The 16,089-nt window shown below is 45.3% G+C and carries 14 protein-coding genes; 2 read left to right on the forward strand and 12 right to left on the reverse strand.

Features of this window, described 5'->3' with window-relative positions; genetic code table 11:
* Positions 1 to 204: 204 nt before the first annotated feature.
* Entirely contained in the window at positions 205 to 1,617 is a 1,413-nt protein-coding gene (locus DXD11_RS04050; RefSeq protein ID WP_117549064.1) for an LCP family protein, read from the reverse strand.
* Positions 1,618 to 1,736: 119 nt separating this feature from the next.
* Positions 1,737 to 2,549: a Cof-type HAD-IIB family hydrolase gene (locus DXD11_RS04055; RefSeq protein WP_055224117.1), complete on the reverse strand. Its 813-nt coding sequence runs from the start codon at positions 2,547 to 2,549 to the stop codon at positions 1,737 to 1,739.
* A 122-nt stretch (positions 2,550 to 2,671) separates the two neighbouring features.
* Here DXD11_RS04055 and DXD11_RS04060 point away from each other — a divergent pair, with 122 nt between their 5' ends.
* A complete protein-coding gene (locus tag DXD11_RS04060) occupies positions 2,672 to 3,070 on the forward strand; it encodes a 23S rRNA (pseudouridine(1915)-N(3))-methyltransferase RlmH (protein ID WP_015534825.1) in 399 nt (132 codons plus the stop codon).
* Positions 3,071 to 3,076: 6 nt separating this feature from the next.
* Here the strand turns inward: DXD11_RS04060 and DXD11_RS04065 are convergent, their stop codons facing one another.
* A complete protein-coding gene (locus tag DXD11_RS04065; protein WP_015534824.1) occupies positions 3,077 to 3,532 on the reverse strand; it encodes a 23S rRNA (pseudouridine(1915)-N(3))-methyltransferase RlmH in 456 nt (151 codons plus the stop codon).
* 15 nt (positions 3,533 to 3,547) lie between these two features.
* On the reverse strand, positions 3,548 to 4,996 hold the full coding sequence (locus DXD11_RS04070; RefSeq protein WP_118757813.1) for a hypothetical protein: 1,449 nt from the start codon (positions 4,994 to 4,996) through the stop codon (positions 3,548 to 3,550).
* Between the two features lie 272 nt (positions 4,997 to 5,268).
* Between DXD11_RS04070 and DXD11_RS04075 the strand changes: the two genes are divergently transcribed.
* Positions 5,269 to 7,293 carry a Na/Pi cotransporter family protein gene (locus tag DXD11_RS04075; RefSeq protein ID WP_242992612.1) on the forward strand — a complete coding sequence of 675 codons (2,025 nt, stop codon included), beginning with the start codon at positions 5,269 to 5,271 and terminating at the stop codon, positions 7,291 to 7,293.
* Positions 7,294 to 7,403: 110 nt separating this feature from the next.
* Here DXD11_RS04075 and DXD11_RS04080 read toward each other — a convergent pair whose 3' ends face one another.
* The 8 genes from DXD11_RS04080 to fmt all read right to left on the reverse strand — a co-directional run bounded on the left by DXD11_RS04080 (position 7,404) and on the right by fmt (position 16,079).
* Entirely contained in the window at positions 7,404 to 8,066 is a 663-nt protein-coding gene (locus DXD11_RS04080) for a thiamine diphosphokinase (protein WP_055224121.1), read from the reverse strand.
* Positions 8,067 to 8,088: 22 nt separating this feature from the next.
* The gene (gene rpe / locus DXD11_RS04085) at positions 8,089 to 8,751 is read right to left on the reverse strand and encodes a ribulose-phosphate 3-epimerase (RefSeq protein ID WP_117549067.1); all 663 of its coding nucleotides are present in this window, start codon (positions 8,749 to 8,751) and stop codon (positions 8,089 to 8,091) included.
* Positions 8,751 to 9,623, reverse strand: coding sequence for a ribosome small subunit-dependent GTPase A (rsgA, locus tag DXD11_RS04090; protein WP_055224231.1), 873 nt, complete (start codon positions 9,621 to 9,623; stop codon positions 8,751 to 8,753). Before rsgA ends, rpe begins: the two co-directional genes overlap by 1 nt.
* 14 nt (positions 9,624 to 9,637) lie before the next feature.
* Complete coding sequence (gene pknB, locus DXD11_RS04095) at positions 9,638 to 11,848, reverse strand: Stk1 family PASTA domain-containing Ser/Thr kinase (RefSeq protein WP_117874270.1); 2,211 nt, start codon at positions 11,846 to 11,848, stop codon at positions 9,638 to 9,640.
* A 6-nt stretch (positions 11,849 to 11,854) separates the two neighbouring features.
* On the reverse strand, positions 11,855 to 12,589 hold the full coding sequence (locus tag DXD11_RS04100; RefSeq protein ID WP_015534819.1) for a Stp1/IreP family PP2C-type Ser/Thr phosphatase: 735 nt from the start codon (positions 12,587 to 12,589) through the stop codon (positions 11,855 to 11,857).
* Between the two features lie 83 nt (positions 12,590 to 12,672).
* Positions 12,673 to 13,749, reverse strand: a complete 1,077-nt coding sequence (gene rlmN, locus DXD11_RS04105) for a 23S rRNA (adenine(2503)-C(2))-methyltransferase RlmN (protein WP_015534818.1) — start codon at positions 13,747 to 13,749, stop codon at positions 12,673 to 12,675.
* A gap of 30 nt (positions 13,750 to 13,779) precedes the next feature.
* On the reverse strand, positions 13,780 to 15,117 hold the full coding sequence (gene rsmB, locus DXD11_RS04110; RefSeq protein ID WP_118017625.1) for a 16S rRNA (cytosine(967)-C(5))-methyltransferase RsmB: 1,338 nt from the start codon (positions 15,115 to 15,117) through the stop codon (positions 13,780 to 13,782).
* A gap of 35 nt (positions 15,118 to 15,152) precedes the next feature.
* A complete protein-coding gene (fmt, locus tag DXD11_RS04115; protein ID WP_118757814.1) occupies positions 15,153 to 16,079 on the reverse strand; it encodes a methionyl-tRNA formyltransferase in 927 nt (308 codons plus the stop codon).
* Positions 16,080 to 16,089: the final 10 nt, after the last annotated feature.

The following is a 16,089-nucleotide window of genomic DNA, read 5'->3' on the forward strand; positions in this document are numbered from 1 at the left end:
TTATATATCGTCATATCCTAGCATGATAACCCATGCAGACATCTGCCTGACGACCTGATTCATTATAGCACATACCCTTTACATTTCAAAGTAAAAAAGAAAGGCACATATCACTGTGTACACGTGCATATGATATGTGCCTTGCTGTTATGCTTATTTCTGTTATATGTCACCCGACATCCTGCTTTCAGATCCCAGATATCATCAATAGCCATCAGAATAATCTGACTCCGTCGATACAATGGAATCCACATCATCCTGAACTGTAAATGTATCAAGATCAAGCTGATTCTCACAGCCTGAATCATTGATGATGTTGTAGCTTATATTCTGTACGGTAGCTGACGGTGTATAATTCATGTCGTCGAACAGGAATCTGTGAAGTGCTGTGACATTCGTTGCGAGATCACAGGCAACGACATAGCTCACCTCATCCATGGTAGGACTGGCGATGGTAAACGGGAATCCTGTTGTAGTAGACAGCTTGTAGTTGAAGCAGGATTTTGCCATATCAATGATCTCTTCCTCTGTAAGGCTTGATGCAACATCATCCACAACCACGTTGATACAATCAAGCAGCTTGGAGATTCCTGCTGTCTTTGCCGCCTCTATCATCTTGGAGATAACTGTTCTCTGTCTCCATGTTCTTGTTATATCACCCTCATCTGTACTTCTGATTCTTGAGTAGGCTGTAGCCTGCACACCGTTCAGATGAACGACACCTGTGTCATATACATAATCTGAATAAATACCATTTACACCCATCTGCTCGTCAATACACTGGTTGAGCTTATAAAGCTCCTCCTCCTTCAGCTCTATATCAATTCCACCCAGGGCATCGATGGCTTCTGTGAGGGCTGTGAAATTGACCGCAACGTAATCTGTTATATTCAGGTCAAGGTTCTTATTTATCATATTGACAGCGCCCTGTGCTCCGCCGTATGCGTATGCATGAGCTGCCTTCTCGTATGACTGGCTGTCATTACAGAGCTCAAGGTAAGTATCTCTGTACAGTGAGAGAAGCTTGACCTCCTGTGTATCATTGTTGATGCTACAGATGATTATACTGTCTGAACGCACTCCTTCGTCAACCATGCCTGCATCTCTGGTATCTATACCAAACAATGCGATGTTGGTGTATCCTGTCATCTTCTTGACTGTTTCTTCATCCAGATCCTCATTTATATGAGTGTCCTTCAGCTCTTTGTACTGCATCTTGTTATATGTGTTGTTGATGTACGACTTCACAAACAGAACGCCTATGACTATGGCTGCAACAACCTCGATTGCAAGTATGATTCCCCATACTCTGTTCTTTTTCTTTCTCTTCTGATCCTTCATATCCTGCTCTTCTTCCGCATATTCATCTTCATAATATTCATCATCCGATGTATAAGCTTCCTCTTCTGATGCCGCATCCTCTTCATCGTCTGCGCCCGGTCCAAATGCGCTGTCGGAATAATCATCCTTTGCAATACCGGTTCTGCCATGATCATCTGAATAATCATCGGCATCGTCATCGTAATCATCTTCATCGTCAAAAAGCATCTCTCCGGCATATCTGCCCTTAACACGCTTCATATCATCGTCATCATGACCACTCATTTTATTTCCCATATTTTTCTCCTAAATATCGAATGTATCTGTCAAAATTTAACTCATATAGCAATACATTTTACTACAAATATCTCATCAATTCAACGGGATACACATAATTCACACATTTTTATACTTGATCAGTCAGCCAGGATAAACTTGTCCACCACCGGCACAAGTCCGTCCTCGTCATTTGACAATGTTATATAATCGGCATGTTCCTTCACTATGTCCTGTGCATTTGCCATGGCGACTCCCACCCCGGCATACTCTATCATCGTGAGGTCATTATATCCGTCACCGCACGCCACAAGATCCTTTCTGTCCATATCAAGGACCTCAAGAAGCTTCTCAAGGGATGTTGCCTTGTGAACATTTGGCGGCATGATCTCCACAAAATATGGCTCCGAGCGGAATATGTTAAGCTGATCACCGAACTTTTCTGCAAGCTCCTGCTCTATCTTCTCCGCCTTGTCAGGATCTGCGGTAAGAAGACATTTGTTGAGAGGGAAATCGATATATTCCCTGAAGTTATCTATCCTCATGATCTCCATATGATTGATACTTGCCTCAAATGTCATGTATCCGTCTATATCAGTTCCGGTTATAACTCGGTCTCCATCGTATGTCACCATTCCGCAGCCCGCTTTCAGACAGTAATCATATATATCCCTCACCACATCATTGTCAAGCACAGCCTGATATACCACCTCACCGGTACTGTAATCGACGATCCTTCCGCCGTTGAAAGCAAGCACATATCCGCCAAATCTGTCAAGCTCTATGGTGTCTGCTATCTTCCTTATTCCAGGCAGTGGACGTCCCGATGCTATCGCAACGATATGCCCCTTCTCCTGTGCCTCTATTATTTTCTCCAGCGTTGCCGGAGTAATATCCTTCTGAGTATTTGTCAGCGTTCCGTCAATATCAAGTGCCAGTAATTTTTTACTCATTTTATCCTCCATAATGTTATAACATAATTTGCTATATATTTTCTCCTTGATGCTATATAATGTCATAGTTAGGATGCCGTTACGTCATCCTGCCGCCCATTTCTGACTTTAGGAGAAATCACATGGATATAAACATATACGTTAATCAGAAAAAAATCAACCCTTTGTATCAGAAAGCCATCGCCGAGTACGTCAAGAGACTTTCTCCATACTGTACTCTGTCTATAGTATGTGTTGCAGGGAAAATTAAATGCACATCAGGGAAAAACACCACAAACTACTGCATATCCGGCTCCGATACCATCTCATCTGAGGACTACGCAGCCCGCATCAACAGTCTGACTTCAAGCGGTACCTCAAAGATAAACTTCTACATAGGGTACGATGAATCACTCACAGCTGATATGGAAAATTTCTCTCTCTGTTCAGTACAGCCGTCCGCCGAGATGACTGCCCTCCTGCTGTCCGAGCAGACCTACAGGGCATACACTATCCTGAACAACATAACCTACCACAAATAATCCCTGTCAGCTCCGGCTTATGATCGCAAGCTGCTCCGCCAGCGTCACCCTTATGAGCTGATGCGGAAATGTCATATCCGACACGCTCATCCTGTAATCAGCCCTCCTCACTATATCTGCAGCAAGTCCAAGAGATCCCCCTATCACAAATGTAACCGTGTCATGTCCGCGCTCCGATGCCCTGCGGACCTGATCGGCAAGTCCTTCCGTGGTCGTCTTCTTTCCTTCTATACACAGTGCTATAACATAGTCGTCTCTCCCGATCACATGTCTCAGCCTGTCCGCCTCGGCCTCAATGATCATGGCATTTACCTTGTCGCCAGCCTTCTGAGGTATCCTCTCGTCAGGAACCTCGCATATCTCCAGACGTCCTCTCTTGTCGATCTCCTTCTTATATTCATTTAACATCTGCGTAAAATGCTGTTCCTTTATCCTGCCGACGCAGGCAATCCTGTATATCATATGAACTCCTTCAGATCAGGCCTGATCAGCCCTCATCCTGTCAAATATCTTCAGTTCTTCCTCTGTATTTTTCTGCGTGCACACACTTACTCCAATGGTGAACAGCAGACTCACTGCAAATCCAACCACGTCACCGCTGATACCCGAGTATGCCGCCAGGCTGCCTCCGTTCACAAACGGGAGATATTTCCACATAACAAATGTGAGTATTCCTGCTATTATTCCAGCATACATGCCTTTTCCGGTCGCATGCCTGTACGTCAGTGTACAGAAAAGAGGAGCCGCAAGTGCCGCCGCACACAATCCCCAGTTTTCGGCGATCATATGCTCTCTGTTGAATTCAACAAACTCTGCCACCAGGAAAACGCAGCATCCGGTCAGCACAACAACACCTATATCTATAAGAAGCTTTGCGATTCCACCGGCTCTTGAGATTGCAGGAACAAGCCCTCTTATATGTTCGCATATATTTCTCATGAACGATTCCAGCATTACGACAACCGCCGCTATAAACACCATAAGCGCGGCAAATCTGAACACATACGCATAGGTTCCCGTTCCAAGCAGCTTCTTGAGCATCAGGTTGTACACCTGGAATGAGTTCATATTTGCCCATGCCTTCTCAGGATAGAGCACCGGTACGACCAGAAGTGCCAGTATACAGCTTGAAAGTATTGTGAACCCTTCAAAGATTACAGCCCATATTCTTCCGACATCGAGCTCCTTGATATCCCGGATATTTAAGACACCCTTGTACATCAGCGGCATGGCTATACATCCAAGTCCTACTCCCGTCATGGATATCGCACTTCCTATATCCACTGTTTTGCCATCGTAATACAGTATATTCAGATAAATGCTGGTTCCCCCTGCAAGCCTTGATCTCCTGTAATTGTCAAGTATCTCCCTCGCATCCATCCTGTAAAATACCAGTCCGATCATCGTCAGACATACGATTATAACCATTATGAACACTATTGTCTTGATTATTCCCATCAGCTTATTGTCAACCAGTATGGTGGCAAGGATGAGAAATGACACTATGATGGCAAGGCTTATGCTCTCCGGCATGTCCATAAAATAGGCGACAACCGATACGATAACCTTGAGAACAGACACCAGTATCAGGCAAAGCGTCACTATCCATATGACGGACACCAGATCTTTCAACTTCCATGACCCATATCTTGCTGCGAACAGCTCCGGAGCATTGTGTATCTTTTTAGGGGATATCTCAGCATACGAATTCATACGCTTTGACAGAAATATCCATCCGACAACATTGCCCACGAACAATCCCATGGCCACAAGGCACTGTCCTGCACCATGTATTACTATATTAATAGGTAGCAGAAATATGACCCACAATATTACATCATTGGCGCATACCTGCCCTGCGGTGGACACATCGCCACAGTTCTGCCTTTTGATTCCAAATACTCTCTTATCACTAAAAACAGACATGTATCAGCCACTCCATTCTTTTATCTGAATCTTCGTTATCATTTTTATATAATATACCCTGCTCATTCTACCACAGTTGAAGTTTTGCCGCCACCATCATATTTATTGTGACATTTGCCGAAATGTTACCATCAATTGCATTATTTTTTCAATAGTACAAAAACTAGTGATGTGTTATAATTTGAACCGTATGGGCTTTTACATATTTATTACATATTTTTTACCTGTCAGAAACACAGGTAAAATTCATTTTACTCAGGAGGGCTATAATTTTGGATTTATTTTCTATTTTAACATTGCTCGGAGGCGTAGGTTTATTTCTGTTCGGAATGAATCTCATGGGTGCCTCGCTGAAGAATCTCGCCGGTGGCAGTCTGGAAAAGGTTCTTGAGAAACTTACAACCGGAAAAAATCAGTTCACGGGAACTATCAAGGGTTTTACACTCGGTACAGCCGTAACAGCCATCATTCAGAGTTCGGCAGCAACGACCATCATGCTCATCGGCTTTGTAAATGCCGGAATCATGAAGCTTGGGCAGGCCATACCTGTCGTGTTTGGTGCCAACATCGGTAGTACCGCGACCGCACAGATCCTTCGTCTCGGAGATCTTGCGGAGACTAATATTCTTCTTAAACTTTTAAAACCGTCATCATTTGCTCCTATCCTTATATGTATAGGTGCATTTATCATACTATTTACAAATAACAACAAGAAACGTGATATTGCAAGTATTCTTGTTGGTCTTGGAATCCTCTTTCTCGGCATGAATACCATGGAGGGTGTATTTGCGCCACTCAAGGAATCAGAGAGCTTCCAGAATCTGTTCACATCGTTTAATAACCCATTACTTGGTATTTTAATAGGACTTGTGCTCACAGCCATCATACAGAGTTCATCTGCATCAGTAGGTATACTCCAGGCCATTTCGTCCACAGGCGTCGTTACATACGGAACAGCCATTCCTATCATTATCGGTCAGAACATCGGTAAGTGTATGACCATTATCCTCGGGGGAATCGGTGCGAACAAGAAGGCAAAGAGAGTTTCTCTCTCATATCTTCTCTTTAACATATTCGGAGCTGTGTTCTTTGTTATTGTCATATACGGACTTCAGCTTTTCATAGACATGCCTTTCATGGACAAGGTCGTAAACCGTGGTAACATTGCAAACGTCCACTTCCTGTTCAACTTTATCATAAGCCTGATACTTCTGCCATTCTCCAATCAGGTGGCAAAACTTACAGGAAAGATCATCAGGGACGACGAGGAGTCCAAGATCGACAAAGAGCTCGCCACACTGGATCCGAGACTTATCGCTACCCCTTCCATCGCTATTTCACAGGCAAGAAATGTCATGTTTGCCATGGCTGACTGCATAAGAGAGAACTTTGCAATAGCATGCAGACTCATCAGTGATTTCAATGAAGAAGATGCCGCCAAACTCGAGGAGAATGAGGATTTCATAGACAAATGTGAGAGCTCACTCAACAACTTCCTCCTCAAGGTAACATCACAGAACAACATGTCCAGATCCGAACGACTTGATGTGTCTGAGCTTCTGAACAGTCTGAGTGATATGGAAAGGATTGGTGACCACTGTGAGAATCTTCTCGTTGTATCGAGAAATATAATAGATCAGAAGATAAACTTCTCAGATCAGGGAATGAAGGAGATCCATACAGCGCTCAAGGCGACTAACAATATTATTGATATGACTCTGAACGCCTTCAAGGAGGACGATCTTCAGGCAATATCAAGAATAGAGCCACTTGCACAGACCATCAGCGAGATAACAGAGCTTATAAAGGATCACCACGTTGTGAGACTTCAGATGGGCGAATGTGGTATCCCTGGAGGATTTGCACTGGTTGACATTCTCACAAGTCTTGACAGGATCGGAAGCCACTGTAAGAACATCGGCCTTCACATTGCCAAGAAGATCAGGGGTATCCATATGGACGAGATGCACGGACACATCTACATCACCGGATACAAGACATCTGAGGAATACAAGGCTCTGTATGCATATTATTCATCCATGTATGCCGATCCGATAACAGAAGGCTTTGATGCAAGCATCCGCGAACTCCGTGAGTTAACAACACCTGATGAACCTGATAACAAAGCTAAGGTTTCCGGCGACGAGCAAAAGAATGAGTCAAGGAACAACCAGAAGTCCGACCTGAAGAAAAAGTCATCAGCAAAAAACAAAGTAGCCGACAGGCACGAAAAGATAAAAGAAAAGATAAATGAGAAATATCCTGAAAAGGGTAAAAAGAACTCCAAGAAAAAGTAAAGGAATATAACAAACTGCTATGTGAAAAAGCTCTGCACAGATAATACACTGTGCAGAGCTTTTTCGTTATATTTATATTGTAGTTTATATGCCTGGTCTTTTAAACCATATCAGTCACGGCTGTAATTGACGATCATATAGCCATCTTCTATCTCTATCCTTGCATCCTCCGATACAACCCGGTTGCTCACTCCAAGGCTGTCTCCTATCTCAAATGTACGATTCTCCACGTTGTATTCAAACCCTGTAAGTGTTACCCCCGTGACGCATCCACCGTACGGTATAAAAGATATATAATCGTATCCCTCCAGCCGGCTTATTCCGGCACTGGAATTTATCATGGTTATTACATTATGGTCATCCTCTATATACGCATTTACGCCTTTATCTGCACACTCCTTGAGCAGTCCTATGTTTGCCATCGTATGGTCAAGTCTCGTTCCTGTGGCCCCCGATATATAAATATCCGTAGCACCTTCCTCCATGGCATGCATGATGGCTACATGAGTATCCGTGAAGTCCTTGTGTGTGTCCAGATCAACAAACTGTATGGAGTGCATCTTTTTAGCCATCTTCCTGTACACGCCCACAGTCACCTTGCTGGCTGAATCGAAGTCACCCACGATCACATCTGGTACTATTCCTATCTTATTGCAGGTCTCTATACCCTTGTCCACAGCTATCACTCTGCTGCTTTCAAGGTGTCTGTCCATGATTCCCTGAAGTGAATACAGATCAACTCTGCCTCCGGATATTATAATATAACTTTTCATATCACTATTTGCCCTTTATTATCTATGCCTCATATTTCTCAAATACTTTGAGAAAGCTGCAGCTGTTCTCGTAGGCATCTCCGCCAAATACCGCAGAACCGGCAACTATGACATTTGCACCGGCTTCTATGACGTCACCCACATTCTTCAAATTGACTCCACCATCCACCTCTATATTGAGCTCAAGGCCTCTGTCATCTGCCATTTTTCTGACCTCAGCCACCTTTCTGAGTGCTGAAGGAATGAATGACTGTCCGCCGAATCCCGGATTGACACTCATAACAAGTACCATATCCAGATCGTCTATCACATAGTCAAGCACTGATACAGGAGTTGCCGGATTGAGTGCCACTCCGGCCTTCATTCCAAGCTCATGTATCCTGGCAACGGTTCTGTGCAGATGCTTACAGCTCTCTGCATGTACGGTTACCCAGTCAGCACCTGCCTTCTTGAAATCCTCAAGATATCTGTCCGGCTCCTCTATCATGAGATGCACGTCAAATATCATGTTCGTCTCTTTTCTGAGACACTTTATGACAGGCGCACCAAATGATATGTTCGGAACAAACGCACCGTCCATAACGTCAAGGTGCAGCGCAGGAACTTTCGCTCTGTCAAGCTCCGCAATGCCGTCCGCAATATGTGCAAAATCAACTGACAATAATGAAGGTGAAAGAATTATCATTACCATTTCCTCTTTTCTTTTAAGTCGTTATATATCATTACATAATCTTCGTATCTTATACGGCTTATCTCTCCGTCCGCAACCGCCTGCTTTACCAGACAATCCGGCTCACTGACATGATTGCACATGTTGAATCTGCACTTTCCCGTATATGCCGCAATATCCGGGAAATACTCCTTGAGATCCTCCGCCTCTATGGAATCAACATAGAGCGATGAAAAGCCCGGGGTGTCCATAATATATGTCCTGCCGCCAATGTGCATGAGCTCAGAATGTCTCGTGGTGTGCTTGCCACGCTTTATCTTGTCACTTATAGCGCCTGTCTGGGCCTCCGCCTCTGGCTTGATCGCATTGAGAGTAGACGACTTGCCGACTCCCGATGGCCCCGCAAACACCGTTGTGCGGTCTTTTATGATCTCCCTGAGCCTGTCTATGCCCTCGCCTTCCCTGGCGCTTATAAAGATTGTCTCATACCCGCTCTTGCTGTATGATCTGCAAGCCTCCATATTGTCCGGCGAAAGATCCGTCTTGTTAAAACAAATGATAGTCTCAACACCGCTTTTCTCCATGCTGACAAGGAATCTGTCAAGCAGGTTAAAGTTCGGCTCAGGCTCGCTCACGGCAAATATTATGATCGTCTGATCCACATTTGCCACAGCAGGTCTTATTAAAGAGTTAAATCTAGGCAATATCTCAACGATATTACCTAGATTGTTCTCAGGATCAAGTATCTCTATATTCACATTATCTCCGACAAGGGGCTTGATCTTTTTGTTTCTGAAGATGCCCTTCGCCTTACATTCGTACAAATGTCCATCCTCGGCGTCTATATAATAGAATCCACCGATTCCTTTGATTATCTTTCCTGATATGATCTCTGCCACTACTAATTACTCTCCTGTGTAAATGTAGCGGACAAACCGCCCGTGTTAAAGCTTGATGTGACATCTATTCCCTCTGAATCCGTGATGGTCACAGAGAATGATCCCTGGTTGCTCTCAAGTCCTGTAGGACCCTCAACTCCATCTATATTGATAGGGAAGTCTCCTGCACCAGCCTTGCCGCTGTATACAGAGAATGTCTGTCTGCCTATTGTGTATGAGATGTCAACTGTCACACTTCCAAATGTATCAAAATCAAACTCTATATTCGATATTGAACCGCTGAAAGATACAGAGTATGTAACCTTCTGAGGTCCCTTACTGACAACATATGACACGGTAGTTCCCTCGTCAACCTCAGTGTTGACCTCAGGATCCTGTGATATTACCTGGCCTTCCTTCACATCATCGCTGTACTCATAGCTTGGATTGCCTACCAGGTTGACCTCCTGAAGCTTATCTGCTGCATCTGCCTCAGACATACCCTTGAGGTTAGGAACTGCGATCTTCTTCGTCTCCTTACCGTTACTGATGATTATCTTGACTGTTGAGCCCTCCTCAACCTCTGTTCCGGCAACAGGATCTGAGGATATTACATGATCCTTCTCAACATTATCATCGTACGCATAGCCATGTGTTACCTTAAGTCCTGCCTCCTCGAGCAATGTTGTGGCCTGACTGTCCTCATATCCGAAAACATCCGGCACCTTGGTCTTTTCCTTGCCCGATGACACGTAAATAGTTATCTGTGTATCCTTTGTTATGGATGTTCCATCATCTATACTCTGTGATATTACATAGCCCTTCTCAACTGTGGCATCTGTCTTCTCCACAAATGTATAGTTGGTGAAGCCATTCTTCTTCATCTGCTCCTCAGCCGCAGTCTTATACAGACCTACTACATTGACCATAGGTACTGTCTCCTGTGCAGTTGTGTCGTTCGTTCCCTCTGTGGTTATGACATCGGTGCTTTCCTCCGTCTTACCCTTACCGCCCAGAATATTCCAGCCGGCTATCTTGCCTATGAGAAGTATGGCAAGTATGGCAAGAACCACCGCGATAGCAATACTTGATACCATGATTATCTTCTTAAGTCTTGGATCAAGCTCCTCTTCTCCATCGTATTCCTGCTCCTGTTCTCCATCATCTGCCACTGACTCGTCCGTATCATCCTCTTCATCGTCGTCATCTGGGAACAGATCGTCGAACTGTGACGGCGGCATAACTGGCACGTTAGCCTTGATCTCTGACGTTCTCGGACTTACAGGTGGAATCTCCGTAGTATCTGCCTTATCGACCTGTCTTCCGGTCTTGATCATCTCCATCTCCTGCTTTGTCATCTCAATGGTAGGGGATGTAGGAACGCTGGTCTTAGGCACCACTATACAATCTATATTAGGATTCTCTTTTACTCTGTTGAGATCAGCTATAAGCGCATTTGCTGTGAGATATCGTCTCTCCGGCTTCTTCTGTGTACACTTTCTTATGATCTTCTCAAGGCTTGTAGGTATATCCGGGTAATACTCCCTAGGTGATACCATCTCGCCCTGAATGTGCATCAGCGCTATAGCCACATTGTTCTCGCCTTCAAATGGAACATGTCCTGTGAGCATCTCATACATGGTGATACCTAGTGAATAAATATCACTTCTCTCATCTGAGAATCCGCCCCTTGCCTGCTCCGGTGATATGTAGTGAACACTGCCCATCGCATTTGTCGTGGTCGTGCTTGACGATGCGGCTCTTGCGATTCCGAAATCAGTAACCTTCAGCGTGCCGTTGTTCGACATGATGATGTTCTGAGGCTTTATATCTCTGTGTATCGTGTGATGCTCATGGGCCGCCTGAAGTCCCTGGGCTATCTGTATGGCAAAATCGATCGCCTGCATAGGCTCTATTCTGCCGTGGGCCTGTATATATTCCTTGAGGGTGGTTCCCTCCACAAGCTCCATTACTATATAATATATTCCGTTGTCCTCACCGACATCGTATACATTCACAATATTAGGATGTGACAGCCCCGCCGCAGACTGGGCTTCTATCCTGAACTTTGTAACAAAATTAACGTCTGAGCTGAACTCAGGCTTAAGCACCTTTATGGCAACATATCTGTTTAACACATGACATTTTGCCTTATATACCTCTGACATACCGCCAGATCCAACCAATTCTATGATCTCATAACGACCGCTGAGCATCGTTCCCGGATTTAACATACCAATTTATTCCTCCCAATCTATCGCAGCTACAACGGCAGATATATTGTCCTTGCCGCCGTAGTAATTCGCTCTCTCCACCAGCTTCTCACCGACTGTCTTAAGATCATCCGACTCTGATACAATGTCCCGAATCTCGTCGTCCTCTATCATGTTCGACAAACCATCAGAACATAGAAGGATCTTATCATCCGCTGAAAGTTCTACTTCAAAGAAATCCGGAACCACATCATCACCTATTCCAAGTGCTCGGGTTATAATGTTCTTCTCTGGATGATTCCGTCCCTTATTCCTGTCGAGCTGACCATTCCTTATCAGCTCCTCAACCAATGAGTGATCAAGTGTGACCTGTCTTATCTCATTGTTAACTATATATAATCTGCTGTCACCTATATTCGCGACATACATGATTCCATCATCGATCACTGCAGCTACAAATGTCGTTCCCATACCTGCGTAATCCTCCGGATTGCTGAGCGCAAGCTTATACACCTTGTCATTGGCATATATTATCGCCCTCTTGAGCAGCGATACAGGATTGCTTATCTCGCTTTCACTTATATATTCAACTGCGGCTTCAATCGCCGTTCTGGATGCAACGTCCCCGGCCTTATGACCGCCCATGCCATCCGCAACTATGTACAGATTGCTGATAGCCCCTATTGGCTCATCTGTATAAAATATGCTGTCCTGATTCATGGAACGCTTTTTTCCAACATCTGTTATTCCAAATGATTTCATATATTCTCTCCATCAGCCTAAAATATTATCTGATACGCCACCTTGCCTATTTTAGCACAACACATAAAAAAGAACAAGACGAACTATTTATCCGTCTTGTTCTCCTCCTCATATTTACGGCGGAGCTGTCCGCACGCTGCGTCTATGTCACGCCCCATGCTTCTTCGCACCGTAGCTGTTATCTGGTTTCTCTCCAGAATATTTTTGAAATTCTCAATGGCGCTGTTATCCGCCCTCTCGTAATCCCTCTCCTTGATCGGATTTACGGGGATGAGGTTCACATGGCAGTTTCTTCCCCTTATGAGACGCGCCAGCTCGCATGCCTTCTCAGGGCTGTCATTCTGCCCTTTTACAAGAGAATACTCAAATGTTATCCTCCTGCCCGTCCTATCAAAGTAATAATCACAGGCGTCCAGAACCTCTGCAATGCTGTATCTGTTGGCTATCGGCATGAGTGCCCTTCTGTCCTCGTCATTTGGCGCGTGAAGCGACAATGCAAATGTAATGGAAAGCCCCATATCCGCAAGCCTCTTTATCTCAGGCACTAAACCGCAGCTCGACACTGTGACATTTCTCTGGCTTATGTTCAGTCCATTCTCGTCCGTCAGCATCTCTATGAACCTGACAAGATTGTCAAAGTTATCCAGCGGCTCTCCTGTTCCCATCACGACCACATTTGACACACGCTCACCTGTTATCTTCTGGATGCTGTATATCTGTGACAGCATCTCGGACGCTGTGAGATTCCTCACCAGCCCGCCTATGGTCGATGCACAGAACCTGCAGCCCATACGGCAGCCCACCTGGGATGATATGCACACGGAATTGCCATGCTTGTACTTCATGAGCACGCTCTCTATGACATTCCCATCATGGAGTCTGAACAGGAATTTATTTGTGCCGTCATCCTCTGAAATGAGTCTGGTGACAACGCTCACACCATATATTCCATATTCATCCATCTTCTCTCTGAGGCTTTTCGGCAGATTGGTCATCTCCTCCGTTCCGTCCGCAAGCTTCACATGAAACCACTGATATATCTGCTTCGCCCTGAATGCCGGCTGACCGGCACCGGTGACCCAGTTCCTGAGTTCTTCCATATTCATTGATTTCAGATCCGGCTGTCTAATATCCTTATCTTCTCTATCCTTTACTTCCATACTCTGTCCAATCTTTTATACATGTTCTATCTATTTTGTACGCACGAACTTCGATATGAAAAATCCATCACACTCATCGACTCCCTGTAACAGAGTTACATATCCTTTATCGCCGCCGTGCCCCGGTACAATCTCATCTATACTCACAGTCTCAAAATCATGATTTTCCGCAAACCACTTAACATTGTTCTGATTCTCCCTGCTGTCTATAGTACATGTCGAATACACCAGTGTTCCACCCGTTTTCACATATCTGGATACAGTGTCAAGAATATCCCTTTGAAGCTGTGCCAGCTCGTCTATGCTGTCACCTGTCACATTGTACTTGATATCGTTCTTCCTGCCCATTATGCCAAGTCCCGAACACGGAAGGTCTGCTATTACCACATCAGCCTTTCCGACAAGGTTCTCATCAAGGTCTCTCGCATCCCATGCCTCGACAGTGACATTTGTCAGTCCAAGTCTGTCCACGTTCTCCTCTATGAGCTCCGTCTTGTTCTCGGTGAGATCCCTTGAGATAACCCTTCCTGTCTGTCCCGCAAGACTTGCGGCATACATGGTTTTGCCGCCCGGTGCTGCACACACATCCACCACCAGATCTCCATTCTGTATACCTGCTGCCCTTACAGCCAGACACGAACTCTGATCCTGTACAACAAATTCTCCATCCATGAATCCTGGGATCCTTCTGACATAATCATATCCCTTTATAAGAAGTGATGTGTCATTCAGGCTTCCTCGCACTGTCTCTATTCCAGCGGCCTCCAGCTTCCTCTCGACTTCATCAACGCTTATCCTGTCTGTATTCACCCTTATGGATGTCGGACGCATTTCGTAGCTGCTTCCGAGTATCCTGTCCACCGTTTCTCTGTCATAGTCCTGCAGCAGTATCTCCACAAGCTCCACAGGAACTGAATATTCAACCGAATAGTATTCCAAAGATGATGTGTTCTTATCAGGGTATTTTATACCATCCCTGTTTCTTGCGATATTTCTGAGCACTCCGTTGACAAAGCCTCTGAGGCTTCCAAATCCATGATCCACCGCCAGCTTCACCGACAAGTTGCAGGCAGCCGAATCCGGAACAGAGTCCATAAAGAACAGCTCGTAAGTTCCCATCCTGAGGACGCATCTTATGAGCGGCTTGCACTTGTTCACCTTTGTTTTGGAGAACTGGTTTATTATGTAGTCCAGCTTTATCCTCTGCTCTGTGACTCCCTCGACCATTCTCGTGATGTACGCCCTGTCCTGTTTGCTCATGAACTGGTTGGCGCGGAGTGCCGTTCCAAGTGCTATATTTGAAAATGTATGATTTTTCTCTATGTCCAGTAATGTGGTCAGAACCACCTCTCGAGTCTTTGTATCCATTCTACCTCTGTCCATTCTTCATCAGATATATTTGATCAGATGTGCTCTCCGGCTGTGAGTTTATTGCCCGCAAGGAACGCCGCCGCATCCATAGGCTTCTTGCCCTCAGGCTGCAATCTTGTTATCTGGAGTGCATCCTGTCCACACGCTATGGCAAATGCCTTCTTGGTCACCATGGTTATCTCACCAGGTGCAAAACCCTCCTCACGGCTCACTACCTTTGTCCCATATACCTTGACATTCTTGCCGCCTATCCTTGTGTATGCGCAAGGCCATGGCTGAAGGCCTCTCACAAGTCTCTCTATCTTCTCTGCCGGCTCACTGAAATCTATATCGCCCATGCCCTTGTTCAACATGGAAGCGTAACAGCTCAGGCTGTCATCCTGAGGTGTCCGGACCGCAGTTCCATTCTCAAGTTTTCCAAGGGTTGACAGTATAAGCTGCGCACCGCTTGCCGCAAGCTTGTCCGTCAATGTCTCTCCAGTGTCATCGTCACCGATAGGCACAACCGAATGTTCTATCATATCTCCGGTATCAAGTCCCTTTGCCATGTACATGGTGGTGACTCCGGTCTCCTTCTCGCCGTCAATGATCGCCCACTCGATAGGAGCCGCACCGCGGTACTTCGGGAGCAGCGATGCATGGATATTGACACATCCGTACTTAGGAATATTGAGTATGCTCTCAGGAAGTATCTGTCCATATGCCGCCACAACTATCACATCAGGTGCATACTCTCTGATGATGTCCACGTTCTCCTGTTCACGGAGCTTCACCGGCTGATATACCGGAATATCATATTCCATTGCCTGTACCTTCACCGGTGTCGGTTGAAGCTTTTTGCTTCTTCCCTTTGCCTTGTCCGGCTGCGTAAAGCATGCCACAACGTCATGTCCCGCTTCCACTATTGATACAAGTGCGTGCACGGCAAAATCAGGGGTTCCCATATATATAACTCTCATCTGCATGTCC

Origin of the sequence: Coprococcus sp. TF11-13 (assembly GCF_003481085.1) — a bacterium.
Taxonomy (GTDB): domain Bacteria; phylum Bacillota; class Clostridia; order Lachnospirales; family Lachnospiraceae; genus Coprococcus; species Coprococcus aceti.

Bases quoted from the DNA above. Each gene is read 5' to 3' on its own strand.
- pknB (WP_117874270.1), bottom strand. From the start codon at position 11,848: ATGTTAAATCCGGGAACGATGCTCAGCGGTCGTTATGAGATCATAGAA.
- DXD11_RS04050 (WP_117549064.1), bottom strand. From the start codon at position 1,617: ATGGGAAATAAAATGAGTGGTCATGATGACGATGATATGAAGCGTGTT.
- rsmB (WP_118017625.1), bottom strand. From the start codon at position 15,117: ATGGATACAAAGACTCGAGAGGTGGTTCTGACCACATTACTGGACATA.
- DXD11_RS04065 (WP_015534824.1), bottom strand. From the start codon at position 3,532: ATGATATACAGGATTGCCTGCGTCGGCAGGATAAAGGAACAGCATTTT.
- DXD11_RS04060 (WP_015534825.1), top strand. From the start codon at position 2,672: ATGGATATAAACATATACGTTAATCAGAAAAAAATCAACCCTTTGTAT.
- DXD11_RS04070 (WP_118757813.1), bottom strand. From the start codon at position 4,996: ATGTCTGTTTTTAGTGATAAGAGAGTATTTGGAATCAAAAGGCAGAAC.
- DXD11_RS04100 (WP_015534819.1), bottom strand. From the start codon at position 12,589: ATGAAATCATTTGGAATAACAGATGTTGGAAAAAAGCGTTCCATGAAT.
- DXD11_RS04080 (WP_055224121.1), bottom strand. From the start codon at position 8,066: ATGAAAAGTTATATTATAATATCCGGAGGCAGAGTTGATCTGTATTCA.
- fmt (WP_118757814.1), bottom strand. From the start codon at position 16,079: ATGAGAGTTATATATATGGGAACCCCTGATTTTGCCGTGCACGCACTT.
- rpe (WP_117549067.1), bottom strand. From the start codon at position 8,751: ATGATAATTCTTTCACCTTCATTATTGTCAGTTGATTTTGCACATATT.
- rlmN (WP_015534818.1), bottom strand. From the start codon at position 13,749: ATGGAAGTAAAGGATAGAGAAGATAAGGATATTAGACAGCCGGATCTG.
- DXD11_RS04055 (WP_055224117.1), bottom strand. From the start codon at position 2,549: ATGAGTAAAAAATTACTGGCACTTGATATTGACGGAACGCTGACAAAT.